The 23,440-nt window shown below is 47.7% G+C and carries 24 protein-coding genes, 3 tRNA genes and 1 other RNA gene; 19 read left to right on the top strand and 9 right to left on the bottom strand.

Annotation, left to right across the window (positions count from 1 at the left end; all coding sequences use genetic code 11):
• Window positions 1-95: 95 nt before the first annotated feature.
• The 3 genes from groL to ssrA form a co-directional block, all read right to left on the bottom strand.
• Window positions 96-1,712: a chaperonin GroEL gene (gene groL / locus TM_RS02605; RefSeq protein ID WP_004081434.1), complete on the bottom strand. Its 1,617-nt coding sequence runs from the start codon at window positions 1,710-1,712 to the stop codon at window positions 96-98.
• A gap of 14 nt (window positions 1,713-1,726) precedes the next feature.
• Complete coding sequence (gene groES / locus TM_RS02600; RefSeq protein WP_024103730.1) at window positions 1,727-2,002, bottom strand: co-chaperone GroES; 276 nt, start codon at window positions 2,000-2,002, stop codon at window positions 1,727-1,729.
• A 197-nt stretch (window positions 2,003-2,199) separates the two neighbouring features.
• Window positions 2,200-2,555, bottom strand: a transfer-messenger RNA (tmRNA) gene (gene ssrA, locus TM_RS02595).
• Window positions 2,556-2,677: 122 nt separating this feature from the next.
• Between ssrA and TM_RS02590 the strand changes: the two genes are divergently transcribed.
• Genes TM_RS02590 through TM_RS02550 form a run of 9 tightly spaced genes read left to right on the top strand, consistent with a single transcriptional unit; the run spans window position 2,678 to window position 11,007 of the window.
• Window positions 2,678-3,715 (top strand): ABC transporter permease, encoded by a 1,038-nt coding sequence (locus TM_RS02590; RefSeq protein WP_004081437.1) that lies wholly within the window; start codon window positions 2,678-2,680, stop codon window positions 3,713-3,715.
• A 13-nt stretch (window positions 3,716-3,728) separates the two neighbouring features.
• Entirely contained in the window at window positions 3,729-4,670 is a 942-nt protein-coding gene (locus TM_RS02585; RefSeq protein WP_004081440.1) for an ABC transporter permease, read from the top strand.
• Between the two features lie 12 nt (window positions 4,671-4,682).
• Window positions 4,683-5,687: an ABC transporter ATP-binding protein gene (locus TM_RS02580; RefSeq protein WP_004081442.1), complete on the top strand. Its 1,005-nt coding sequence runs from the start codon at window positions 4,683-4,685 to the stop codon at window positions 5,685-5,687.
• Between the two features lie 3 nt (window positions 5,688-5,690).
• On the top strand, window positions 5,691-6,845 hold the full coding sequence (locus tag TM_RS02575) for an ABC transporter ATP-binding protein (RefSeq protein ID WP_004081444.1): 1,155 nt from the start codon (window positions 5,691-5,693) through the stop codon (window positions 6,843-6,845).
• Window positions 6,842-7,330 carry a hypothetical protein gene (locus TM_RS02570; protein ID WP_004081446.1) on the top strand — a complete coding sequence of 163 codons (489 nt, stop codon included), beginning with the start codon at window positions 6,842-6,844 and terminating at the stop codon, window positions 7,328-7,330. Before TM_RS02575 ends, TM_RS02570 begins: the two co-directional genes overlap by 4 nt.
• Before the next feature lie 12 nt (window positions 7,331-7,342).
• A complete protein-coding gene (locus TM_RS02565) occupies window positions 7,343-8,335 on the top strand; it encodes an ABC transporter ATP-binding protein (RefSeq protein ID WP_004081448.1) in 993 nt (330 codons plus the stop codon).
• Window positions 8,319-9,173 carry a VIT1/CCC1 transporter family protein gene (locus TM_RS02560; protein ID WP_004081450.1) on the top strand — a complete coding sequence of 285 codons (855 nt, stop codon included), beginning with the start codon at window positions 8,319-8,321 and terminating at the stop codon, window positions 9,171-9,173. The genes TM_RS02565 and TM_RS02560 overlap by 17 nt, the downstream gene beginning before the upstream one ends.
• Window positions 9,174-9,185: 12 nt before the next feature.
• Window positions 9,186-9,746 carry a 3'-5' exonuclease gene (locus TM_RS02555; RefSeq protein WP_004081452.1) on the top strand — a complete coding sequence of 187 codons (561 nt, stop codon included), beginning with the start codon at window positions 9,186-9,188 and terminating at the stop codon, window positions 9,744-9,746.
• A 4-nt stretch (window positions 9,747-9,750) separates the two neighbouring features.
• Window positions 9,751-11,007, top strand: coding sequence for a PhoH family protein (locus tag TM_RS02550; RefSeq protein ID WP_004081454.1), 1,257 nt, complete (start codon window positions 9,751-9,753; stop codon window positions 11,005-11,007).
• On the opposite strand, the gene scpB is transcribed toward TM_RS02550, so the two are convergent.
• The 3 genes from scpB to trpS are packed head-to-tail and all read right to left on the bottom strand — an operon-like array spanning window position 10,972 to window position 13,138.
• A complete protein-coding gene (gene scpB / locus TM_RS02545; RefSeq protein WP_004081456.1) occupies window positions 10,972-11,475 on the bottom strand; it encodes an SMC-Scp complex subunit ScpB in 504 nt (167 codons plus the stop codon). The two genes, TM_RS02550 and scpB, sit on opposite strands and share 36 nt — an antisense overlap.
• Window positions 11,453-12,142: a segregation and condensation protein A gene (locus tag TM_RS02540; protein ID WP_004081460.1), complete on the bottom strand. Its 690-nt coding sequence runs from the start codon at window positions 12,140-12,142 to the stop codon at window positions 11,453-11,455. The genes scpB and TM_RS02540 overlap by 23 nt, the downstream gene beginning before the upstream one ends.
• A 9-nt stretch (window positions 12,143-12,151) precedes the next feature.
• Entirely contained in the window at window positions 12,152-13,138 is a 987-nt protein-coding gene (gene trpS, locus TM_RS02535; protein ID WP_004081463.1) for a tryptophan--tRNA ligase, read from the bottom strand.
• 48 nt (window positions 13,139-13,186) lie between these two features.
• On the opposite strand from trpS, the gene TM_RS02530 reads away from it, so the two are divergent.
• The 3 genes from TM_RS02530 to TM_RS02520 are packed head-to-tail and all read left to right on the top strand — an operon-like array spanning window position 13,187 to window position 15,032.
• A complete protein-coding gene (locus tag TM_RS02530; RefSeq protein WP_227738421.1) occupies window positions 13,187-13,810 on the top strand; it encodes a DUF4897 domain-containing protein in 624 nt (207 codons plus the stop codon).
• A complete protein-coding gene (locus TM_RS02525; protein ID WP_004081476.1) occupies window positions 13,782-14,516 on the top strand; it encodes an NAD-dependent protein deacylase in 735 nt (244 codons plus the stop codon). The genes TM_RS02530 and TM_RS02525 overlap by 29 nt, the downstream gene beginning before the upstream one ends.
• A gap of 36 nt (window positions 14,517-14,552) precedes the next feature.
• Window positions 14,553-15,032: a DUF6115 domain-containing protein gene (locus TM_RS02520; protein WP_004081477.1), complete on the top strand. Its 480-nt coding sequence runs from the start codon at window positions 14,553-14,555 to the stop codon at window positions 15,030-15,032.
• On the opposite strand, the gene prmC is transcribed toward TM_RS02520, so the two are convergent.
• Complete coding sequence (prmC, locus tag TM_RS02515) at window positions 15,013-15,861, bottom strand: peptide chain release factor N(5)-glutamine methyltransferase (protein ID WP_004081478.1); 849 nt, start codon at window positions 15,859-15,861, stop codon at window positions 15,013-15,015. The two genes, TM_RS02520 and prmC, sit on opposite strands and share 20 nt — an antisense overlap.
• Complete coding sequence (locus tag TM_RS02510; protein ID WP_004081479.1) at window positions 15,810-16,118, bottom strand: metal-sulfur cluster assembly factor; 309 nt, start codon at window positions 16,116-16,118, stop codon at window positions 15,810-15,812. The genes prmC and TM_RS02510 overlap by 52 nt, the downstream gene beginning before the upstream one ends.
• 72 nt (window positions 16,119-16,190) lie before the next feature.
• Here TM_RS02510 and TM_RS02505 point away from each other — a divergent pair, with 72 nt between their 5' ends.
• The 4 genes from TM_RS02505 to TM_RS02490 are packed head-to-tail and all read left to right on the top strand — an operon-like array spanning window position 16,191 to window position 18,850.
• The gene (locus TM_RS02505; protein WP_004081480.1) at window positions 16,191-16,475 is read left to right on the top strand and encodes a thiamine-binding protein; all 285 of its coding nucleotides are present in this window, start codon (window positions 16,191-16,193) and stop codon (window positions 16,473-16,475) included.
• Entirely contained in the window at window positions 16,447-17,199 is a 753-nt protein-coding gene (locus TM_RS02500) for an ABC transporter permease (protein WP_004081481.1), read from the top strand. The genes TM_RS02505 and TM_RS02500 overlap by 29 nt, the downstream gene beginning before the upstream one ends.
• Window positions 17,196-18,146: an ABC transporter substrate-binding protein gene (locus tag TM_RS02495; protein ID WP_004081482.1), complete on the top strand. Its 951-nt coding sequence runs from the start codon at window positions 17,196-17,198 to the stop codon at window positions 18,144-18,146. Before TM_RS02500 ends, TM_RS02495 begins: the two co-directional genes overlap by 4 nt.
• The gene (locus TM_RS02490) at window positions 18,143-18,850 is read left to right on the top strand and encodes an ABC transporter ATP-binding protein (protein WP_004081483.1); all 708 of its coding nucleotides are present in this window, start codon (window positions 18,143-18,145) and stop codon (window positions 18,848-18,850) included. Before TM_RS02495 ends, TM_RS02490 begins: the two co-directional genes overlap by 4 nt.
• Here TM_RS02490 and TM_RS02485 read toward each other — a convergent pair.
• A complete protein-coding gene (locus TM_RS02485; RefSeq protein WP_004081484.1) occupies window positions 18,834-23,081 on the bottom strand; it encodes an acyl-CoA dehydratase activase in 4,248 nt (1,415 codons plus the stop codon). The genes TM_RS02490 and TM_RS02485 overlap by 17 nt on opposite strands.
• A 99-nt stretch (window positions 23,082-23,180) precedes the next feature.
• Here TM_RS02485 and TM_RS02480 point away from each other — a divergent pair.
• The 3 genes from TM_RS02480 to TM_RS02470 all read left to right on the top strand — a co-directional run bounded on the left by TM_RS02480 (window position 23,181) and on the right by TM_RS02470 (window position 23,434).
• Window positions 23,181-23,256 (top strand) — tRNA-Lys (locus TM_RS02480).
• A 5-nt stretch (window positions 23,257-23,261) separates the two neighbouring features.
• Window positions 23,262-23,348 (top strand) — tRNA-Leu (locus tag TM_RS02475).
• Between the two features lie 11 nt (window positions 23,349-23,359).
• Window positions 23,360-23,434: transfer RNA gene (locus TM_RS02470), tRNA-Gly, on the top strand.
• Window positions 23,435-23,440: the final 6 nt, after the last annotated feature.

The raw sequence follows: 23,440 nt of genomic DNA, 5'->3' as shown, positions 1-23,440 counted from the left end.
CAACAGATTTCCATACCTGAAAGGAACTATTGATATTTTCATCATACCACAAAAACTAAAAAAGTAAAGGGGGCCAAGGGCCCCCTTTATTTCCATCAGAATTCTTCAGGCATGCTCGGTGTTTCTTTCTTCTCCTCGGGTTTTTCAACGATGAGCACTTCCGTTGTCAGGAGCATTCCAGCGATGGATGCAGCATTCTGCAGGGCGCTCCTTGTAACCTTTGCTGGGTCAATGATTCCTCTTTCAAACATGTTGCAGTATTCTCCTCTGAGTGCGTCGAATCCATAGGCTGGATCGTCATTCGAAAGTATCTTCTCAATGATCACCGCTCCGTCGTATCCCGCGTTTTCAGCAATCTGCTTAATAGGGGCTGAGAGTGCCTTGTAAACGATCTGGGCTCCTATTTTCTCGTCGCCTTCGAGCTCTTCTATGACCTTTTCAACGGCTTTTCTTGCTCTCAGGAGTGTTACTCCTCCACCTGGAACGATTCCTTCTTCGACAGCTGCTCTCGTGGCGCTCAGTGCGTCTTCAATTCTGTGTTTCTTTTCCTTGAGCTCTGTTTCGGTGGCCGCTCCAACCTTTATGACGGCTACTCCTCCTGCGAGTTTTGCCATCCTTTCCTGGAGAGTTTCTTTTTCGTACTCGGATGTGGTTTCCTCTATCTGGGCTTTGATCTGAGCGATTCTCTTCTTGATAGCCTCCGGATCACCTTTTCCTCCAATTATGATGGTTTCATCTTTCTTGACCCTCACAAGATCGGCTCTTCCGAGATCTTCGAGGGTGAGATCCTCGAGATTGATTCCGAGCTCTTCACTTGCCACCTGACCTCCGGTGAGTATCGCTATGTCCTGAAGCATGGCTTTTCTTCTTTCACCGAATCCAGGAGCCTTTACAGCACAGGACTGGAGAGTACCCTTGAGCTTGTTGAGAACAAGTGTTGTCAGAACTTCTCCTTCAACGTCTTCCGCTATGACGAGAAGTGGTTTTCCGGTCTGAGCGACTTTTTCAAGGATCGGAATGAGAGGCTTCACAGCGCTGAGCTTCCTGTCAGTGATGAGTATGAAGGGTTCCTTCAGAACGACTTCCATCTTCTCGGCATCCGTGACGAAGTACGGTGAAATGTAACCCCTGTCAAACTGCATACCTTCGGTGAATTCAACGTATGTTTCGAGTGTTTTGGAATCTTCCACAGTGATGACTCCGTCTTCTCCTACCTTGTCCATAGCTTCTGCGATGAGTTCTCCTATTTCAGCGCTGTTCGCAGATATGGCGGCAACATGGGCGATGTCTTCCCTACCGGAAAGTTTCTTGGAAACCTTCTTGATCTCTTCAACGGCCTTCTCAACGGCTTTGTCTATACCTCTCTTGAGGAGAATTGGATTGGCACCCGCTGCAACATTCTTGAGACCTTCTTTGATCATAGCCTGTGCGAGAACCGTAGCCGTTGTTGTACCGTCACCGGCAACATCGTTTGTTTTGGAAGCAACCTCTTTCACGAGCTGAGCTCCAAGGTTTTCGAATTTGTCCTCGAGCTCAATCTCCTTGGCTATGGAAACACCGTCGTTGGTTATTGTTGGAGAACCCCACGATTTTTCGATAACAACGTTCCTTCCCTTTGGTCCGAGAGTCACCTTTACCGCGTTAGCGACCTTGTCCACACCTCTTTCGAGTGCTCTTCTCGCTTCTTCATTGAACTTCAGAATCTTCGGCATATCTCACACCTCCTTCACTCTTCGATTTTCGCGAGTATGTCATTCACATCGATGATGATGTAATCCTCATCATCAATCTTTATTTCTGTACCCGCATATTTGGAGTAAATAACCTTGTCTCCAACTTTGATGTCGAATTTTTCGTCGTCATCGATCTTTCCCACGGCTACGACCTCTGCCTTCATCGGTTTTTCTTTTGCGGAATCTGGAAGAACGATTCCTCCCTCTGTCTTCTTTTCCTCTTTGATGGGCTTGATGAGGAGTCTTTCACCGAGAGGTATCACTTTCATCATCCATCCCTCCTTCGTAGATGTTTAGCACTCTCATCATTCGACTGCTAATATAAATATACTACTTTTTACGAGCCTCTTCAAGGGATATTGATTAAGAAAAACAAACACAAATCCAACATTACCGTTAATAATGAATAAACAATGATTCAAAGAGATAGAAGAAAAATAAAAAGGCGCTTGAAGCGCCCTCTTTCTGGTGGAGGCGGGGGGATTCGAACCCCCGTCCGAAGATGGAGGCCCCTGGGCTTCTCCGAGCGCAGCCCGTGTTTTCGCTCTCGGGAGGGACCTCCCACGGGCAGGGTGTCCTCTCCCACAGCCTTCCTGAGTTTTCCCGATTCAGGCCGGAAGGCGAAGCTGAATCGGTAGGCTGGATCTCTCACGCCCTCTTCCGAAGCCCAGCCAACTTCGGAGAGGACGGCCGCTTATCTATTAAGCGGCAACAGCAACAGGTTCGTTGGCACTTATTCTTTGTCCCACCTTTTTTACGAGGAGGTGGGGACCTCGGCTCGCTTCCCAGGGGACTCCATCCCCGTCGAACCCGTTCGCCCCCTGGTTTATCAATCCATCCTTATTATACCACTGTTCAGACTCTTCCAAATGTCGGAAGGTTCAGGGTATGTTGTATAATCATATGAAGGTGCATACCCAATTTACGACCAGGAGGTGTACCAGGTGACCGCATACATCATACGAAGACTTCTGCTCTTGCCCCTGATTCTCTTAGGAGTCACCTTCATCGTTTTTTCCATGATCCAGTCCCTCGGGCCGGATAAATTACTCGCAGCGTACGTCAACCCGAACATGCTGGACAAGTTAACGCCCGAGCAGATGGACGCTCTAAAGGAGAAGTACGGCTTGAACGACTTTTTCGTTGTGAGATACGTCAAATGGCTCGCAAACACTCTGAGAGGTGATCTCGGGTGGTCCCTTGTTGGGAAAGAACCGGTGAAAGATGCTCTTTTGAGAAGACTTCCATACACCGTTGAACTTGCGCTTTATGCAATTTTTCCCGTCGTATTCGTTGGAATATGGCTTGGTGTGAAGGCTGCGGTTCACAGAGGAAAATTCCTCGATCATTTCATAAGAATCTTCGCCGTGGTTGGCTGGTCTTTCCCTGATTTCGTCTTTGGATTGCTCGTTCTGATGATCTTCTACAGCATACTGAACTGGCTTCCTCCTGGGAATCTGAGTATGTGGGCTGAAGAAGTGATCAAATCACCAGAATTTCATCGCTACACAAAGCTCATCACAATAGACGCACTCTTGAACGGCAGATTGGACATCTTCTGGGATGGGCTGAAACACCTTATAGGTCCCATCATAACTCTTTCGTGGCTCTGGTGGGCGTATCTTCTGAGAATCACCAGGTCGAGCATGCTGGAAGTCCTGAATAAAGAATACGTGAGAACCGCCAGGGCAAAGGGTCTTCCCGAGGATGTGGTTATAAACAAACACGCCAGAAGAAATGCTTTGATTCCTGTCACCACTGTCGCCGGTGGTATGGTCATCGGTCTCTTCTCCGGTACTGTGATCGTGGAAACGGTCTTCAACAGAACGGGTGTGGGAAGTTTCACCGCGCAGGCAGCCCTGCAGCTCGATTACGCTTCGGTGATGGCTTCTGCGTTGTTTTTCTCAACAATTCTTGTAGTTGGAAATCTCATCATAGATATTCTGTACGCTCTTATAGATCCCAGAATAAGACTTGGATGAGAGGTGAAACGACGTGAATCAGGAATTCAAAAGAATAATGAAGAGATTTTTTAGAGATCCATCCGCCATCATAGGGTTCTCTCTAGTGCTCTTCTTCGTGGTGATAGCCATTCTCGCGCCTGTTATAGCTCCTCCCATTCACCCGCTCACCAGAGCCAAGCTACCCGATCCTTACTTGATGCCTGTGGTGAGCTGGAATCAGAGCCCACAACCCCCTACCACGAAAGAGGATGCCCTGGCGAAGAATCCCAACAGAGAACCCATACGCTGCGTTGATTATCACCCATTCGGTGTCATTGGTGGCCGTGATATCTTATACGGAATCGTCTGGGGCACAAGAACGGCTTTCAAGATAGGTCTCATAGTCACACTCGCAAGACTCTTGATAGGAGTGTTCATAGGTTCAATCTCAGGTTACTTTGGAGGATGGATAGATGAGGTTCTCATGAGGATCACCGATATCTTTCTCTCTATCCCCTTCCTCATAGCAGCTGTTGTGTTGACAACCGTTCTCGGGACGGGTCTCGACAAGGTTATGATAGCAATGATCGTGTTCGGATGGATGGGAGCGGCAAGGCTCATCAGAGGAAACATTCTTCAGGTGAGGGAAGAACAATTCGTCCTGGCAGCGAAAGCAATAGGTGTGCCCGATTTTCTCATCATATTGAAACACGTTCTTCCGAATACCATTTTCCCTGTCCTGATATGGGCTTCCATGAACATGGGATCTCTCGTGATAACGGCCGCTGTGCTCAGCTTCTTGGGACTCGGTGCCCCCCAGGGATACGCCGACTGGGGATCCATCCTCAGTTACTCGAGAGACTGGATGATGGAGATAGGAAAGCACTGGTACGCTCTCGTTTATCCCGGTACCGCTATGGTTCTCTTCGTTCTGGGATGGAATCTGCTGGGCGATGCGCTCAGAGACGCTTTCGATCCAAGGCTAAAATTCTAAGGAGGGATCGAATTGACAGAGCCTCTGCTTAGAGTGGAAAATCTGAAAACCTATTTCTATACAGAAGACGGTGTAGTGAAGGCGGTCGATGGTGTTTCTTTTGAGGTCAGAGAGGGAGAAACTCTGGGCATCGTTGGGGAATCCGGTAGTGGTAAAAGTGTAACATCGCTCTCAATAATGAGACTCCTGGATCAGAACGGAAAGATAGTTGACGGAAAGATTATCTTCAAAGGAAGGAATCTTCTCGAACTTTCAGAGAACGAAATGAGAAAGATCAGAGGAAAAGAGATCGCGATGATATTCCAGGAACCCATGGTGGCTTTGAACCCTGTTTTCACGATAGGGGATCAGATAATGGAGGCAATAATTCTTCACCAAAACGTCTCTGAAAAAGAAGCGAGAAAAATGGCGATAGATCTTCTCAGAAAAGTGGGAATTCCCGAACCTGAAAAGAGAGTGGATGAGTACCCCCACCAGCTCTCCGGTGGGATGAGACAGAGGGCTATGATAGCCATGGCACTCTCCTGCAGACCGAGTCTTCTCATAGCGGACGAACCCACCACCGCTCTCGACGTGACCATACAGGCTCAGATCCTGGAGCTCATGAAGGAACTCCAGAAAGAATACGGAATGGCAATCATTCTGATCACCCACGATATGGGCGTCGTTGCGGAAATGTCCGATAAAGTTGCTGTCATGTACGCGGGAAAGGTGGTCGAGTACGGAGACGTGAAAACCATCTTCACCGAACCCAAGCACCCCTACACCTATGCTCTTCTCGAATCCATTCCCAGAATAGACGTAGAACAGGAGAGACTGAAGAGCATTCCGGGAAACGTACCCGACCCGCTCAACTTCCCTCCGGGATGTAAATTCCATCCCAGATGTGAATTCTTCGAAAAAGGAAAATGCGACGTTGAAGAACCTGAACTGGAAGACCTGGATGGCAATCACAAGGTGAGGTGTTTCTTCTGGCAAAAACTCGATGAAATGAGACATGCAAAAAGCGAGGTGTGAAACGTGAGCAGGGAAATTCTCAGAGTTGAAAATCTGGTGAAACATTTCCCCATAAGGGCTGGTGTTTTTAAGAGAATCGTTGGATGGGTGAAGGCCGTCGATGGTGTCAGCTTCAGCATAAACGAGGGAGAAACCTTCGGCCTCGTTGGAGAGTCGGGTTGTGGAAAAACCACGATTGGAATGACCCTGCTCAGACTGTACGAGCCAACATCGGGACGCATCATCGTGGACAACGAAGACACGACCTACTACTTCATGCCGCGTTCCAAGGCAAAAAAATACATAAAGCAAACCTATCTGAGCAGGTTCGTCAACATGAAGGAGTCAGATGTGGAAAAACTGGAAGGTGTCGACAGAGAGTACGCCCGTATTTTCTTTGAGGAGGCAAAGGGTTCTCCAAAGAAGTTCATGTCCATTCTTCTCGATGATCTACCGGAGAAAAGGAAAAAATTTCGAAGAGAGATGCAGATAGTGTTCCAGGATCCATACAGCTCCCTGAACCCGAGGTTGAGAGTGAAGAGCATAGTGGGTGAAGGCATCGTCACACACAGGATCGCAAGGGGGAAAGAAGTAGAGAAACGAATCAAAGAAATCTTGGAGGATGTGGGTATTCCTTCGGCTTACGTGTACAGATTCCCGCACGAATTCTCCGGTGGTCAGCGCCAGAGAATCGGAATCGCACGTGCCCTGGCTTTGGAACCCAAACTCGTCGTGGCGGACGAGGCCGTCGCTGCTCTGGACGTCTCGATAAGAAGTCAGATCATAAACCTCATGGAAGATCTTCAGAGGGAACACAAACTCACGTACATTTTCATTTCGCACGATCTGGCTGTTGTAAAGCATATAAGCGATAGAATAGGTGTGATGTATCTTGGGAAGATGGTGGAACTTGCTCCTAAAAAAGACTTGTTCGAAAAACCGCTCCACCCTTACACTGTAGCTCTCATGTCTGCGATACCGGTACCTGATCCAACAAAGAAGAGGGAAAGAATCATTCTCAAGGGAGATGTTCCGAGCCCTATAAATCCGCCGTCTGGCTGTAGATTCCACACAAGATGTCCCATAGCGAAAGAGATTTGCTCCAAGGAAGAACCGGCTTTTCGAGAGGTTGAAGAGGGACACTTCGTCGCCTGTCACTTCCCGGGTGAGCTGAGGTGAGAAGGTACTGGCTGGTAATTTTGTTGATCGCTATCGTCATTCTGTTTTTTAGAGTGAAGTGGGAAGTGAAGAGAATATACGTTGAAGACCCAGAAGTCAAAAAAATGGTCGAGGAAATTCTTCGGGAAAAACGCTACAGATACAAGTTCACCGACACCAGAGAGAGATCTCTGATAATAGAAAAGGACAGAGCGATCGTACCGCCAAACGAAGTAGTTCTCCACCTGGACTGGCCGGAGAAAGTGAAAAAGAGAGTGAAAGAACTGGTTGAACCGTTCTTTCAAAAGATAGGGCTTTCCGCCACAGAATCACAGATGGCTACAGCAGAGGTGTTTTTGGAAGCTGTGATCGAGAGTTTCTTCGAAGGAAATCAGTCTCTGTTTGAGAATTCTTACTACTGCGGGGAGATCTATGTGTTTTCAAACGGAAAATGTGTGGCGGAGTACGATCCATCAACTGGAGAACTCGTTTTTCTCGATAAATAGGAGGTGAACGGTTTGGCAACGCTTCTGGAAGTGAAAAACCTCAGCACGTGGTTTTACATGGAAGAGGGAATAGTCAAAGCCGTGAACGATGTGAGCTTCTCGCTGAATTCCAACGAAGTTCTCGGAATCGTCGGTGAGACTGGTTCCGGCAAGAGTGTGACAGTAAAATCCATAATGCGCCTCATAAAGCCTCCCGGAAAAATAGTGAGCGGTGAGATCATATACAAAGGTCAGGATATACTGAAGATACCCGAAAAAGAAATGCACAGGATTCGAGGAAAAGAGATCGCAATGATCTTTCAGGATCCGATGATGTCTCTGAATCCGCTTTACACGATAGGAGACCAGCTCATGGAAACGATCAGGTATCATCTCGGCTACGACAAGAGAAGGGCCTATCTGAGAGCGGTGGAAATGCTGGAACTCGTTGGAATACCGGAACCCGAAAAAAGAATGAACAACTATCCCTTCGAGTTCTCCGGTGGAATGAGGCAGAGAGTGGTTATAGCCATTGCCCTGTCCTGCAATCCCAGTGTGCTCATAGCGGATGAGCCCACCACCGCCCTCGATGTGACCATACAGGCACAAATCTTGGAACTCATGAAAGAACTTCAAAAAGAGTTCAAAACGGGACTCATCTTCATAACACACGATCTTGGTGTGATCGCTTCCATGGCAGACAGGATTATGGTGATGTACGGAGGAAGACAGGTCGAGATAGGAACATCCGATCAGATCTTCTACTCACCCAGACACCCTTACACGAAGATGCTCCTGAGAAGCGTGCCGAGAGTGGATAAAAGACTTGAAAAACTCGAGTCCATACCGGGGCAACCCCCAAGGATGGTCGACATACCACCGGTGTGTCCCTTCTTGCCTCGCTGTCCAAGAAGAGTGGAGAGGTGCTTGAAAGAACTACCAGAGCTTTCCGAGATAGAAGAAAACCACTACGTCAGATGTTTCAATCCGGTTGAGGAGGAAGTGAGTCTTGAAAGAAATTCTTGATTTTCAGAAAAACGAGATCACTGAATACCACGTGTATCGAAAGCTATCGAAGAGAACGAACAAGAAAAACGCTGAGATCCTTCTTGCGATAGCGGAAGATGAGAAAAGTCACTACGAAAAACTGAAAAACATCACCGGGAAGGATGTTAAGCCTTCTTACATCAGGATATTCTGGTACTCACTGCTTTCCGTTCTTTTTGGTTTGACTTTCACTCTCAAACTCATGGAAAACAACGAGAAAAAAGCGGAAAGAGCCTATGAAAGACTGGAGAAAGAGTATCCAGAAGTAGTCCATATTCTCAAAGACGAAGAAAAGCATGAAGAAGAGCTTCTGAACATGCTCGACGAAGAGCGTCTCAATTACGTGAGTTCCATGGTTCTCGGGTTGAACGATGCTCTCGTGGAACTGACGGGGGCACTCGCTGGTCTCACGTTCGCCTTTCAAAACACCAAGATAGTCGGATTGTCCGGCTTGATAACCGGTATCGCTGCGGCCTTCTCCATGGCAGCTTCCGAGTATCTTTCGCAGAGAGCGGAAGAAGGATCAGGTGAATCCAAACCCTTAAAAGCCGCCATCTACACAGGCATCGCTTACATCATAACGGTCGCTGTGCTGGTAGCTCCATTCCTCATACTTAAAAACCCATTCTTATCACTTGTCCTTACTTTGACGGGAGCCGTTCTCATAGTTCTTCTTTTCACCTTTTTTGTCTCGGTGGTTAAAGAGAAGGATTTCGCGAAATACTTTCTTGAGATGTTCCTCTTGAGCTTCGGTGTGGCAGGATTTTCTTTCCTCGTCGGTATACTCGCGAGGAAGATCTTTGGAATCGAAATCTGAGGAGTGCTCGCCATGATATGGAACGACACCGTTTTTTGCGTCGTAGACACAGAAACCACGGGAACCGATCCCTTTGCCGGAGACCGGATAGTTGAAATAGCCGCTGTTCCTGTCTTCAAGGGGAAGATCTACAGAAACAAAGCGTTTCACTCTCTCGTGAATCCCAGAATAAGAATCCCTGCGCTGATTCAGAAAGTTCACGGTATCAGCAACATGGACATCGTGGAAGCGCCAGACATGGACACAGTTTACGATCTTTTCAGGGATTACGTGAAGGGAACGGTGCTCGTGTTTCACAACGCCAACTTCGACCTCACTTTTCTGGATATGATGGCAAAGGAAACGGGAAACTTTCCAATAACGAATCCCTACATCGACACACTCGATCTTTCAGAAGAGATCTTTGGAAGGCCTCATTCTCTCAAATGGCTCTCCGAAAGACTTGGAATAAAAACCACGATACGGCACCGTGCTCTTCCAGATGCCCTGGTGACCGCAAGAGTTTTTGTGAAGCTTGTTGAATTTCTTGGTGAAAACAGGGTCAACGAATTCATACGTGGAAAACGGGGGTAATAAAATGGTTAAGAACTACGTTCTCGACACGAACGTTCTGATTCACGATCCAGATTCCATCTTCTCCTTCGAAGACAACAACGTGATCATCCCTCTTCCCGTTCTTGAAGAGCTCGACAAACTGAAAAGAGAACACGGAAGTGTGGGAAAGAACGCACGAGAAGTGATTCGACACCTCGATGAACTCAGAAAGAAGGGAAATCTCAGAAAAGGAATTCCTCTGGAAAACGGTGGAATTCTCCGCGTCATGGTTTTGGAAAGAGAAGTGGAGAACGTTCCAAGATTCCTTCACGAACGCTACGTGGACAACATCATTCTCGCGTACGTGATAGAGCTCATGAACAGAGAAAAGATCCCCACCATTCTCGTCAGCAAGGATATAAATCTTAGGGTGAAAGCAGACTCTCTTGGTATTCCCGCTCAAGACTACCTGACTGATCGATCCGAGCTGGAGACGATGCCAAAGGGGTATGTCGAAATCGATGACGAAGAACTCAAAAAACAGTTAAAAGTGAAAGTAACTGTGGAAAAGAAACTCGATCTTCTCGACAATTTCTACATAGATCTGGGTGGAGTGTACGGGAAATATCGCAAAGGAAAAGTTCTGAGAGTGGAACCTTTCGAGACTATGGGCATTTCTCCACGGAATAGAGAACAGATCTTTTCCATGGATGCCCTTCTGGACGACGAAATACCTCTGGTCTTCCTTGTTGGAATCGCGGGAACCGGAAAGACGCTTCTTGCTCTCGCTTGCGGTCTCTACAAGGTTCTCGTTGAAAAACGCTACAAGAAACTGATAGTGACTCGTCCTACGGTTCCCATGGGACGTGACATCGGGTATCTTCCCGGAGAACTCGAGAAGAAGATGAAACCGTGGCTCCAACCGATAATGGACAACCTTGAACTGATATCTTCTCTTTCTGGTTTGAAAATCAAGGAGCTCGAGAAACAGGAAATACTGGAAGTGGAAGCAATATCCTTCATCAGGGGAAGATCGATACCAAAGCAGTTCATCATCATAGACGAAGCACAGAACCTCACTCCACACGAGGTGAAAACGATCCTCACACGTGTGGGAGAAGACACCAAGATCGTTCTCGTTGGGGATCCGTACCAGATCGACACTCCGTATCTGGACAAAGACACAAACGGACTGGTTTACGCAGCCTTGAAACTTCTGGAATCGGATCTTTCCGCGGTGATAAAGCTGGAGAAGGGAGAAAGGTCAAGACTCGCCACCATCGCTGCTGAGCTTCTGTGAGACCTCTTTCAATATTTCATCCAGCATGGTGCTTTCAACAAACGAAGGGGAAAGCTGATACAGATAGCTTTTCCCCTTTCTTTTCTTTCTGACAATTCCCATTCTCTGAAGCGAGGAGAGAACAGCGGATGAGTCTTTCCCCCTGAACGCGTCTATTTCGCTCTTTGGAATCGGTCCTGAGATGAGAAGCAGTGCCACCACTTCCATCTGTGTATCGGTGAGATTTTTGTACTTCCTTCCGGATAGCTTAGAAACGAAACCGGCGTACTCAGGTTTGGTGAAAAAACGATACCTTCCATTCACCTCTCTCAGAACAACTCCGTGCGCTTCGTCTTCGTATTCCTTCTTCAATTCTTCCAGGGCTCTTTTTATCTCCTCAGGATCTTTTTCGAGTATTTTGATAAGCCTTTCCAGAGTGATACCATTTGAAGCAAATATGAGTGCCTCAATAGCGGCCTTGAGCTGCATTTGTGTACCTCCTGATCCTGTCGTCTCCCACAAGAATCAATTTCCCTATCTTCACAAGCTCGAGAATAGCCAAGAGCCTGACTATCAGTTCGTAGACATTCTCCGCTCTGGAAAGCAATCGCAGGATCTCGATCTCACCATCTATTTCATCAAGTATTCTCTCCATCATCTCTTCAACAGAAAGCGTTTCACTCTTCACTCTATGCACGGCCTCGCGCATGGCCTCTTCTTTCCAGATTCTTTTCAGGATCTCTCTGAATTTTTCTATCCCTTCTATCTTTTCGAAGAAAACGTTTCTTACTCTGACCCGCTTCCTCTTCAGAAGATTCTCTTCTTTCTTCAATATGCTAACGATTTCCTTCACTTTAGAATATTCTTCAATTCTTCTGTAGAGTTCCTCCTTCTTTCTGTCTATCGATTCTTTCTCTTCTTCCCTCACCCTCGGAATGAGCATTTTCGACTTGAGCTCCATCAAAGTGGAAGCCATTTCCAGAAAGTCGGAGGTGATCTTCATATCCAGCTTTTTCATATGCTCCAGATATTCCACGAACTCATCCGCAAGCTGTGAAATGGGTATTTCTCTGATATCTACTTTTTTCTTCCTCACAAGATAGAGCAGAAGATCGAGAGGTCCCTCGAAAACGGGAAGTTTGAAGACAAGATCCATTCTTTCACCTCAGAACATCAGGTTCATGGCCCTTCTCACTTCTTCCATCGTTTTAGCAGCCACTTCTCTGGCCTTCTTCGTCCCTTCCATTATAACGTCGTCCACGTAGTGTGGATCTTCGTCTATTTTTCTGAAGTTCTCCCAGATCGGTGCCAATTTTCGTTTCATATTCTTCAACAGCAACTTCTTACAATCAACACAGCCGATGCTGGCCGTTGTACAGCCTTCCCATACCCATTTGCTCTCTTCTTCACTGATGTCGAACGCCTGGTGGTATTTCCATACGGGGCAGTTCTCCGGATTTCCAGGGTCGCTCCTTCTCACCCTCGCTGGATCGGTCATCATCCTCAGTATCGTCTGTTCCAGTTCTTTTTCCGAGATTTCTAGGTTTATTATGTTCCCATAGCTTTTGCTCATCTTTCGGCCGTCCGTTCCTGGAAGCTTTGGAACCCGAGACAGAATTGCTTCTGGTTCTGGAAAGACTTCATCGTAGAGATAGTTAAAACGCCTGGCGATCTCCCTCGTGAGTTCTATGTGGTAAACCTGATCTTCACCGACTGGTACTCCTTCAGCTTTGTAGATCAAAATATCGGCTGCCTGAAGAACGGGATAGATGAGAAAACCAGCCGTGGAAAGATCTTTGTAGTTCAGCTCACTTTTTATCTCTTTGTAAGTGGGAACCCTCTCGAGACGTGAAACAGAAACGATCATGCTGAAAAGCAGTGCAAGCTCAGCGTGCTCTTTGACACCAGACTGAACAAAAATCACGGACTTTTCAGGATCTATTCCACAGGCGAGAAATCCCCTCACCAGGTCGCGGGTGTATTCTTTGAGCTTCGAAACATCGTCGTAGTGGGTGGTCAAAGCGTGCCAATCCGCGACAAAGTAGAAACATTCGTTTCCTTCTTCCTGAAGCTTCACCCAGTTTTCCAGAGCTCCCACGAGATGACCTATATGGAGTTTTCCGGTAGGTCTCATGCCGCTCAGTATTCTCAACTTTTATCCCTCCATGTTCTGTGATAATATTAATTGAGAATATCAAGAATGAGGAGAGTGAAAAGGTTGAGCTCAAGAACCATCTACATCTTGCTGATCATCATGGTTGTTTTCATGCTCGTCGAATTTCTCTTTTTCTTTCTGGGAGGAAGAGCTCCCTTTGAAATAGTATACTACAGGAGCACCATGGAATACGATTATTCCGGGAACGCCACGTTCACCACCAGTGCGAAGCTTTATTTTAAAGATGAGAAGAAAAAAGAAGAGTACAAGATCAATTATGCTTCTGCATCTAAGGAGGAGTTGAATAAATACTTTTCTCAGATCAGCAAAGAAGTTGGAAGAGAAATAGTTCCACTGGATTACAACGTGAGAGTTGAAGACACAGGAGGTATGCTCGAAGTCACAGAAACAACGCTCCTGAGGGGAGCTGCACAGGTGAAGGGTGATGTCTTGGACACCAGCATGGGAAGTCTCACAATGAACGTAGCGGGTGAAACGGAGATCGTCGTGAAATTACCTGAAGACGCAGCTGTGATATCGGTCACACCAACCCCATCTGAACGTGAGAACAACACTCTGATCTGGCGTCCAGATTCATCCATGGTGTTTCCAAAAGTTATCTTTAAAAGGGTGAATGAAAATGAAGGAATTCCTGGATCTTCTCAATGAATCCAGATTGACCGTCACTCTCACGGGAGCCGGTATCAGTACCCCAAGCGGCATACCAGATTTCAGAGGACCGAATGGGATATACAAAAAGTATTCCCAGAATGTCTTCGACATAGATTTCTTCTATTCTCACCCTGAGGAATTCTACAGATTCGCTAAAGAAGGCATTTTCCCCATGTTACAAGCAAAACCGAACCTTGCACACGTGCTGCTCGCAAAACTGGAAGAAAAGGGCCTGATAGAGGCTGTGATCACACAGAATATAGACAGACTTCACCAGAGAGCGGGCAGTAAAAAAGTGATAGAACTCCATGGAAACGTTGAGGAGTATTACTGTGTGAGATGTGAGAAAAAATACACCGTCGAAGATGTTATAAAGAAACTCGAATCATCGGATGTTCCACTCTGTGACGACTGCAACAGCTTGATCAGGCCGAACATCGTGTTCTTCGGGGAAAATCTGCCGCAAGATGCCCTCAGGGAAGCGATCGGGCTTTCATCCAGAGCCAGTTTGATGATCGTCCTGGGATCTTCGCTCGTTGTGTATCCCGCTGCCGAGCTTCCCCTCATAACTGTCAGGAGTGGCGGAAAGCTCGTTATCGTGAATTTGGGAGAAACTCCTTTCGACGATATCGCAACTTTGAAGTACAACATGGACGTCGTCGAGTTCGCCAGAAGAGTGATGGAAGAGGGAGGTATCTCATGAATCTCGTAGACTACTTTACTTTCCACGGTGGGAACAGTGGTCTTTTCGTGGACATATCTTCTCCTTGGGAGAAACGGTAACACGAAAGAGCCAAATCAGGAGGATATAGAAGAGAGGATCATGGAACTCATGGGAAAGTTCCGCTACCTGTCGGCCAACAGACTCGAACTCCTCGAAAAGAAGACACAAGAGTTAAGAAAACTCATATCCGAGGCCAACACCGTGATGTCGAGGCTGATGGTTAAGATGTCTGAGATAGAAAGAGAAAGGATCTTCTCCTCTGAAAATGGCGGGGAAAAATCTGAAAAGATGGAAAAACCAATTATCCCTGTTATTCAAGAGCAGGAAGAAACGAAAGTCGAAGAAAAAGAAGAGGAACTGGAAACCGCTATAGAAAAAAGAATCGTCTCGATGTACGACAGGGGATTTTCAGAAGTGGATATCGCCAAAAATCTTGGTATCACGGTTGGAGAAGTTAGACTGATACTCCAGCTGTTCAAGAGGAACGCCGGTTGAGAAGGAGAAAACGGTACTTTCCGGCGGAATCCTTCAGGAAAACAGTGTCGGAAACGATCTTTTTCAACTCCTCCACCTGGTCTTCTCCTATCTCCATCAGCACAATCTTTCCGCTCGTATCGTACCTGCCGAAAAATTCTCTGTAAAAGTCAAGACCGTCCTCTCCTCCAAAAAGTGCCTCTGGAGGCTCGAAAAGAACATCTTTTGGCAGATGAGCACTCGATTTCACGTATGGAGGATTCGAAAGGATCATCTCGATCGATGCGAATTTTTCTTTGAACGGTTCAAGAAACTCACCTTTTCTCACAAAGAATCTGTCGGAAACACCGTGTCTTTCCGCGTTTTTTCTGGCGATTTCAACGGCTTTGGAAGAAACGTCCGTCGCGAAAACGATCGCATCGGAGAACTTCGCAACGCTCACTCCAATGGCTCCGCTTCCTGTTCCTATGTCTGCGACTGTCTTTATTCCGTACTTTCTTATCAGCTCGAGGGCGAGTTCGACCAGTTCCTCCGTCTCCGGCCTTGGAACAAAAACGCCTTCTTCCACGAGGAAAGAAAGGCCCATGAACTCTTTCTCACCGAGGATATAGTGCAGGGGATATCCACTTGCTCTTTTCTCCACGAGTTCCAGAATCCTTTTTTCCTCAGTTGGAGAAACTCCCAGGTCTTTCAAAAAGAGATCTTCCTTGCGGATCCCAAGCACCCGGGAAACGATGAGTAACACCTCAAGAACAGAAGTTTCGGTCACTCCCTCGAGTTTTCCAGAGCAGTCTCTTATCAGACTCCAAATTTTTCTCTCAGCTCCGGAGACATTCTTTCTGGTGTCCATGGTGGGTCGAATGTGAGCTCCACCTCCACGTTGTTGACTCCTTCGATCTTCTTTATCGCCTCTTCGGCGTCGGAAAGAATCATTCCGGCGAGAGGACACATGGGTGTGGTCATCGTCATGAGGACCTTCACGTTGTTCTGATCGTCTATCTGGATGTCGTACACCAAACCCAGACTCACCACATCCAGACCGAGTTCAAAATCGATCACGTTTTTCAGGGCGTTCAGAACATCTTCTTTAGTCACCTTTTTCGACATCGGCATCCCTCCCGGTTCTATTATACTATGTTATAATTCAAATTAGAAGAGCCGAATTGAGGAGGTGGAAAAATGCCGAAAGTAACGGTTTCCATAAAGGTGGTTCCCGCCGTGGAAGATGGAAGACTCCACGAGGTGATCGACAGAGCGATCGAAAAGATCTCTTCATGGGGCATGAAATACGAAGTGGGTCCCTCCAACACCACCGTGGAAGGTGAATTCGAAGAAATCATGGATCGTGTGAAAGAGCTTGCCAGATACCTTGAACAGTTCGCGAAACGATTCGTTCTACAGCTGGACATCGATTACAAAGCTGGAGGTATCACGATTGAAGAGAAGGTATCGAAGTACCGCTAAATGGCTGTTTTTTATAGCTTTGATTTTCGTGTGGGAGTTCTCGAAAGTTCCACAGTATCTTCTTCCCAAACCTTCTTCCATAGTCCTCGAAGGGCTTTCGCAGTGGAAAATCTTGATGGATCACAGTCTCTACACGATCCTTGAGGCCTTTTCTGGCCTGGTTATAGGCCTCGTGTTGGGAGTGGGGCTTGCGGTTCTGATGGATCTGTTCCAGACAGTGAAAGAGGTAATGTACCCGATCCTCATCATCTCACAGGCGATACCCATCGTGGCCGTGGCACCGCTCGTCATCATCTGGTTCGGTTTGGGCGTGGGCACGAAAATAGGCATAGTAGCGTTCGTCACACTCTTTCCAGTTGCACTCAACACTCTCGAAGGATTCAGAACGATCGATCAGGACGCTCTGGATCTTTTCAAAGTGATGAAGGCAACAAAGATCCAGATCTACAGGTACCTTGTACTGCCGCACACGTTACCTTACGTTCTCTCTGGGCTCAAGATATCCGCCACATACGCTGTGGTTTCCGCTGTGATAGGAGAGTGGCTTGGAGCAGAAAAGGGTCTGGGCATATACATGATAAGGGCGATGAACACCTTCAGAGCCGACAGGCTCTTTCTCTCTGTGATAGTTGTAGTTTTGCTCAGTGTTGTCGTCTTCAAGATAGCTGATATTCTCTCCAGGAAACTCACACCCTGGTTCGAGGAAAGGAGGCTGGTACAATGAAGAGACTGATCTTCATTGCGATGTTTCTGATCTCTGTCCTCGCACTTTTCGCTGAAGAGGTAACGGTGGTACTGGACTGGTATCCCAACACGAACCACACGGGGCTCTACGTAGCCAAGGACCTTGGATTCTACAGAGAAGAAGGATTGGATGTGAAGATCGTTCAACCGTCTCGGTTGACGGCGGAACAGCTTGTAGCGAGTGGAAAAGCGGAATTCGGCGTGAGCTATCAGGAAGCGGTCACCCTCTCCAGAGGAGAAGGAATGCCCATCGTCTCCATAGCTGCCATCATTCAGCACAACACTTCAGGTTTCGCATGGCTAAAGGACGAAGGAATCAAAAGTGTGAAAGACTGGGAGGGTAAGAGATACGGAAGCTGGGGTTCTCCCATAGAGAAGGCGACCATAGAATACATCATGAGAAAATACGGTGCAGATCCTTCAAAGGTGATTTTTGTGAACGTGGGACAGATGGATTTCTTCGCAGGAACGCTGAACGATGTGTTCGACTTTGCCTGGATCTTCTACGGATGGGACGGCGTTGCCAGCAAGGTGAAAGGGATAGAGATAGAGTTTCTCCCGCTGAAGGATATAGACGAAGTCTTTGACTACTACACACCGGTTCTGATAACGAGCGAATCTCTCATGAAACAAAAGCCAGATCTCGTGAGAAGATTTTTGAGAGCCACGGCCAAGGGATACGAGTACGCAATACAGCACCCTGTGGAGGCAGCCAAAATACTTCTCAAATACGCTCCGGAACTGGATGAAAAGATCGTTGTAGAATCTCAAAAGTACCTCGCAGGCCAGTACAAAGCGGACGCGGAAAAATGGGGCTACCAGAAAGAAGAAGTCTGGAGGAGATACGCGGAATGGCTTCACTCTATGGGATTCCTGAAAGAGATGATAGACGTGACGAAGGCGTTCACAAACGAGTTCCTACCGTGATAAAGGTATCCCAACTCACGGTTCGATACGGAGAACTCAAAGCGGTGGAGGATCTCTCCCTGGAGGTTCAAAGGGGAGAGATCCTCTCCCTTGTGGGACCATCCGGATGTGGAAAGACAACCGTTGTGAAGGCTATCCTGGGACTGATTCCCTACGAGGGAAAGATAGAGATTTTCACTTCTCGTCTTGGATACTGTCCTCAAAAGGATGTGCTGTTCGACTGGATGACCGTCTATGAAAACGCCGTGCTCCCACTCGTTCTCAGAAAAGAACAGCCGCCATCGAACATAAAAGAACTGTTCGAACGATTCGGTCTTTCTGGCTTTGAAGAGAAAAGGCCGTACCAGCTGAGTGGCGGTATGAGACAGAAACTGTCCCTTCTGAGGGCCGTTTTATCGGGAGAGGAGCTTCTCGTACTCGATGAACCCTTTTCTTCGGTTGACGCCTACACTCGAAAGAAACTCCAGATATGGCTTTCTGAGATCGTACACAGGATGAAAAGCACAGTCGTACTCATCACTCACGACGTGGAGGAGGCGGTCTTCCTTTCAGACAGAATATTGATCCTCTCCGATCGCCCCGCAAGGATTTTGAAGGAAATACGCGTGCCGTTTTCAAAGCCAAGAACCATAAAAACTTTCTCCGATCCTCGTTTTTCAGAAATAGAAGAAGAGGTGCTGGAGACTCTCATGAATCAACCCTGATGTTTTCAGGAAGAGTCTCTTCAGTTTCCTCCAGGGTGTTCTCCGTGTTCAGCAGACCGTTCAGGTAGTTTCTCAATCTTCTGACCTGGAACATGAATGCCTCCAGCTTGCTTTGAACCGTTGGTGTGAACGGATTCCCATCGGATTCTATGTGTATCACAGGAAGGTCTCCGAACTCGTCCAGTACTTTTCTCAAAACCCCTGTGGTCTTCTCTTTTTGTTCTTTCAAGCCTTTTTTCACAACCGCTTCCGCTATCCTGCTCGGCATGCAACCGAAGGGTCCTATGGAGATGACACCATCGTAGTGATTCACGATTTCATGAAGGATGGTTCCTATGGTGAGGATCGCTTCTCCGGTGAGCTTCGGATTGAGGTAGTCTTTCGCCGCGTCAACAATGGCTTCCACATCCACCATCTGAACCCTGTAAAAGCCGCTCTTTTCCAAGATTTTTTTCACCCTTCTCTCTACGTACCTTTTCACGAGGATCTCGATTCGTTTCTTCAGTCTGTCCACGCGGGTGGAATTCGGAGAGATCAACCTGTTGAGGTACAGATAATCCGTATAATAGATCCACTCGTGGACCGGCGATATGTGCATGATGATCCCGTTCTTCTCCATCAGGTTTTCGAGGTGTTTTCTGGAAAACTCGTCTCTTCTCACATAGATTTCTCCTGTGAGCAGCACCTTCGGCGCCTTTTCGTAATCCATTATTCTCTCAACACCCGAAAGTATCTCTGAGACTTCATCGAGTGTTTTGAAGAAGTCCCTGAGAGAATCGTTCGCAAGACTGTTCAATATCTTTTCCCTGCATCCTTCGAGGACTTTCTTTGCTTCTTCTTTGTCCCTCGCCAGCGTCATCACAGCGCGTTCCACATCGAAGAATACATCAGAAACGACAATAGCCAGCCATGCTCTGATCCTGAAAGCGATTCCAAGCCCCGCGTAGGCGTTTTCAGAGTTCAACCCGAAGAGCGTCACGTTCCTCACGTTGTTCCTGTCGAGCCACAGGTTCATGAAGACACTGTACTGCCCGAAGCGGCACGGCCCCATCGTCTCTGGCATGAAATAAAGTATGATCTCGTCATCGGTTGCTTTCTCTCTGATGTACTTTATGAGGCTTCCAAGAGTGAGTTGAAGAGGAAGACACTCCTTCGAAAGAGAGTTTCCCCTTCCGAGTTTGAACTCCTCGACGTCCGGTGGAGGACAAACGTCGGACCTGACACCGTAGTATCTGAAAGCCGCAGAAAGACACTGAGACCCGAACTGACCCATCGACGGGAAAACAACCTTCACCCTTTCATCGTTGAGTCGCAGTCTCTCTCCGTCCGGAGTGATCACGTAGAGGGTGTTTTTCTCCAGAACCGTTTGGGGTCTTTTCGCACTCTTTCTCTCTTCGTTCTTTCTCTGCAGTCTGAGATAACTCTTCACAATGTCTATGAAGGCTTCGATTCTCGTTTCTATGCCCGCATCTGCCGTGTGACTGTCGAGCTCCAGAACGAGCGATGGTTTCTTCGCCATTATGTCTCTGAAGTAAGAGATGATGAAGGAATCAGGCCCACAGCTGAAGTTGGTGATGTAAACCCCAAAGAGTTTTGGATGCTTTTCGACAAAACGTGCCGCTTTGAGAATCATCTCCCCCCATGACCAGTACATGTTTCTGTAGCCCTTTTCATCCTCGAAGGGTATGGAATCGAAGTTGATGATGGGAATTCCGCGGGTGGCGAATTTTTCGGGGATTCCCATGTTCGCATCGGAAGAGAAGGCGTTGTAAGATCTTCCAAAGAGAACCACACCGAATTCTGATTCATCAAGAACCTTCAGGAATTCATCCCACTGTTTCTTTATGAGATTAAACCTTTCGTTGAAAGCCTTCCAGGCCTTTTCAAAGGCCCTTTCTCCTTCCTCGCGTGATCTTCCAAGCCTTTCAGCCACTCTGAGAAATTCTTCCTTTTCATCACCGCGCGAGAAATCAAAATAGCCCGTCACGAGCTTTTCTTCCAGTTCAGGAAACGCAGATGTGAGCCAGTCAACTTCACTCTGAACAAAGGGACAGAAGACGTTGTAGTTCTCTGAATTTTCCACTTTGATTCCTCTCAACCTTGGAACGAATATCAGATCCGGATTCTTCGAAATCAGATCGTACATGTAGCCGTGGGAAAGTTCCACCGGGAAGCAGAATTCGGAGTTCATCATCTCCCAGCCGCGTCTGTCAGACTTTTCGGGAATCACAACGTCGAAACCGAGTTCTGTGAGGAAGGTGTAGAAGAGTGGGAAAAGGTTGTTCATCGCCAAAGATCTGCTCAAACCGATGGTCTTTGTTCCCTTCACTTCTCTCTTGAAGTGGAATATGTATTTCTCCCTGTTTTTGACGAAGTTGTACTTCGTGCTGTCTATGTTGGCGTGTCTCAGCACGTTTTCGTACCTGTTGCAGGCACCACCGAACGGGAACCGCTTTCCATCGATCTCTATGATCCTGATCTCACACTTTCTATCGCATTTTTCTTTCCCACCGGGACAGATGAACGTTCCTCTGTATCTGACTTCTCTGGAAATCAACTCCTTCAGTTTGAACTCTTTCTTTTCCAGAAAACCGAGTTCAAGATTCTCCTTGGTGAGCAGAGCCACTCCGTAAGCGCCCATCAAACCCGGGTGCGGGGGAACAACTATGCTCTTCCCTACGAGAGCAGCCATGGCAACAGGCACCGCTTTGTTGTAGCAAACCCCGCCCTGCATGAAGATCTTCTTTCCTACGGGTCTGCTTCCCTTCACTCTGTTCAGGTAGTTCATACACACGGAGTACACAAGCCCGGCGCATATGTCTTCTTTGGAGATCCCTTCGTTCACCGCCGTCTTGACGTCGCTTCCTATGAAGGCCGCACACTGATCACTGAAGTTCGGTGGATTTTCACCTTTCAGAGCGAGATCTCCGATCTCGGTGTAGTGGACTCCAAGGGACTCTCCCGCTGCCTCTTCGAGGAAAGATCCCGTCCCGGCTGAACAGGCTTCGTTCATCGCGTAATCCGCCGGAACCCCGTTCACCAGATAAGTGTACTTGGCATCTTGACCTCCTATCTCGAAAATCGTGTCCACCTCCGGATCGAAATGAGCAGCCGCCTTTGCATGTGCCATTATCTCGTTGTACACGGCGTCGGTCTGAGAATACAGCCCAACGATCTTCCTCCCTGAGCCCGTCACACCGAGTCCGATTATCTTCACTTTCGTCCCGTTGAGCTGCTCCAATATAGAAGAGTAACACTGTCGTGCCGCTCTTATGGGATCTCCCAGAGTTCGAAGGTACACTCCCGCCAGGATGGCTTCATCATCGTATCTCATCAGCACCGCTTTCGTTGTGGTGGATCCAACGTCTATTCCCAGCACACACACATCTCCATCTCTTGCCTGCTGGAACGGCATTTCCTTGAACTCGACCATGTGCAGGTACTTTTTGAGAGGCTCGTGAGTGGGAAAACTGGTAATTTCTTCTTTTTTGATCGTGAAGGTCTTTTTTGATACCACTCCGTTCAGCTTTCCCCACAGGTAAGCCCCATAGGCTTCGAAGAACAGCGCTTCTTCCGGAACGATCACTTCCAGAACTCTTTCCAGGTGCTTCAACATGAGCCTGTTTCTCGTCGTTCCACCAACAAGGAGGACTTTCTTCACTCCTGCCTTGTGAGCCAGTTCCACTATCTTGTCGGCCATCACCTTTCCAAGGCCGTTCAGAACGAGTTCTTTTGGAACTCCTTTGTTCAGCGCGTGGGTGCAATCGCTTTTGCAGAAAACGGTACACCTCGAGGAGAGTTCATAGTACTCTTCCGTCTCGACACTGTTCGCCTCCTCAAGAGATATTCCCATCCTCTGAAGCTGCTGAAGGAAGAATTCCCCCGTTCCCGAGGCGCACTTGCTACCCGTGTATATGCCGGTTATGATTCCCTTATCGTTCACTCTGTAGAGAATGGTGTTCTCCCCGCCGGCACTGACAACGGCTTCGACCTTTCCGTATTTTTTTATGAGATGCCTGTAAGCGATTTCCGTTGCCTCTGCTTCAGATATCTGAGGCAGATCTATTATTTTTCTTGTCTTTCGACCTGTGATGACCACTGGTCCTTCATCGAGAAAGGTGGGGATCATCATGGAAAGAAGGGCGAGGGGATCTCCGTTGTGAGGAAGATTTCCTTTCTCCTTTTCACTGTAGAATGAAACACTCGAGGAACCGATGCACACGCCGGTCATTTCACATCACCTCTTTGTTGAATATTTTAACACCTACCGTTCGCAGTCTCAACTCACCTCTTGAAATCCTCTCCAGTCTGTGATATCATTTGTACCGGCGACCCGGTAGCTCAGCAGGCAGAGCACCTGACTTTTAATCAGGGGGTCGTGGGTTCGAATCCCACCCGGGTCACCAGCGGTGCGAGAGTGGCGGAACTGGCAGACGCGCTGGACTTAGAATCCAGTGGGCTGAAGCCCGTGTGGGTTCAAGTCCCACCTCTCGCACCAAGATAGAGCAGGCGGGTGTAGCTCAGTGGTAGAGCACCAGCTTGCCAAGCTGGGGGTCGCGGGTTCGAATCCCGTCGCCCGCTCCAGACAAA

The organism is Thermotoga maritima MSB8 (genome assembly GCF_000008545.1).
Classification (GTDB): domain Bacteria; phylum Thermotogota; class Thermotogae; order Thermotogales; family Thermotogaceae; genus Thermotoga; species Thermotoga maritima.
Note: the sequence above shows the minus strand (reverse complement) of the source record. Positions and strands in the feature narration are given on the sequence as shown.

Excerpts from the sequence above, each read along its gene's own strand:
- TM_RS02505 (WP_004081480.1), top strand. The coding sequence starts at position 16,191 with ATGCCGAAAGTAACGGTTTCCATAAAGGTGGTTCCCGCCGTGGAAGAT.
- groL (WP_004081434.1), bottom strand. The coding sequence starts at position 1,712 with ATGCCGAAGATTCTGAAGTTCAATGAAGAAGCGAGAAGAGCACTCGAA.
- TM_RS02495 (WP_004081482.1), top strand. The coding sequence starts at position 17,196 with ATGAAGAGACTGATCTTCATTGCGATGTTTCTGATCTCTGTCCTCGCA.
- TM_RS02550 (WP_004081454.1), top strand. The coding sequence starts at position 9,751 with ATGGTTAAGAACTACGTTCTCGACACGAACGTTCTGATTCACGATCCA.
- TM_RS02555 (WP_004081452.1), top strand. The coding sequence starts at position 9,186 with ATGATATGGAACGACACCGTTTTTTGCGTCGTAGACACAGAAACCACG.
- scpB (WP_004081456.1), bottom strand. The coding sequence starts at position 11,475 with ATGCAGCTCAAGGCCGCTATTGAGGCACTCATATTTGCTTCAAATGGT.
- TM_RS02540 (WP_004081460.1), bottom strand. The coding sequence starts at position 12,142 with ATGGATCTTGTCTTCAAACTTCCCGTTTTCGAGGGACCTCTCGATCTT.
- TM_RS02510 (WP_004081479.1), bottom strand. The coding sequence starts at position 16,118 with ATGTCGAAAAAGGTGACTAAAGAAGATGTTCTGAACGCCCTGAAAAAC.
- TM_RS02525 (WP_004081476.1), top strand. The coding sequence starts at position 13,782 with ATGAAGGAATTCCTGGATCTTCTCAATGAATCCAGATTGACCGTCACT.
- TM_RS02485 (WP_004081484.1), bottom strand. The coding sequence starts at position 23,081 with ATGACCGGCGTGTGCATCGGTTCCTCGAGTGTTTCATTCTACAGTGAA.
- prmC (WP_004081478.1), bottom strand. The coding sequence starts at position 15,861 with ATGGACACCAGAAAGAATGTCTCCGGAGCTGAGAGAAAAATTTGGAGT.
- groES (WP_024103730.1), bottom strand. The coding sequence starts at position 2,002 with ATGAAAGTGATACCTCTCGGTGAAAGACTCCTCATCAAGCCCATCAAA.
- TM_RS02530 (WP_227738421.1), top strand. The coding sequence starts at position 13,187 with ATGAGGAGAGTGAAAAGGTTGAGCTCAAGAACCATCTACATCTTGCTG.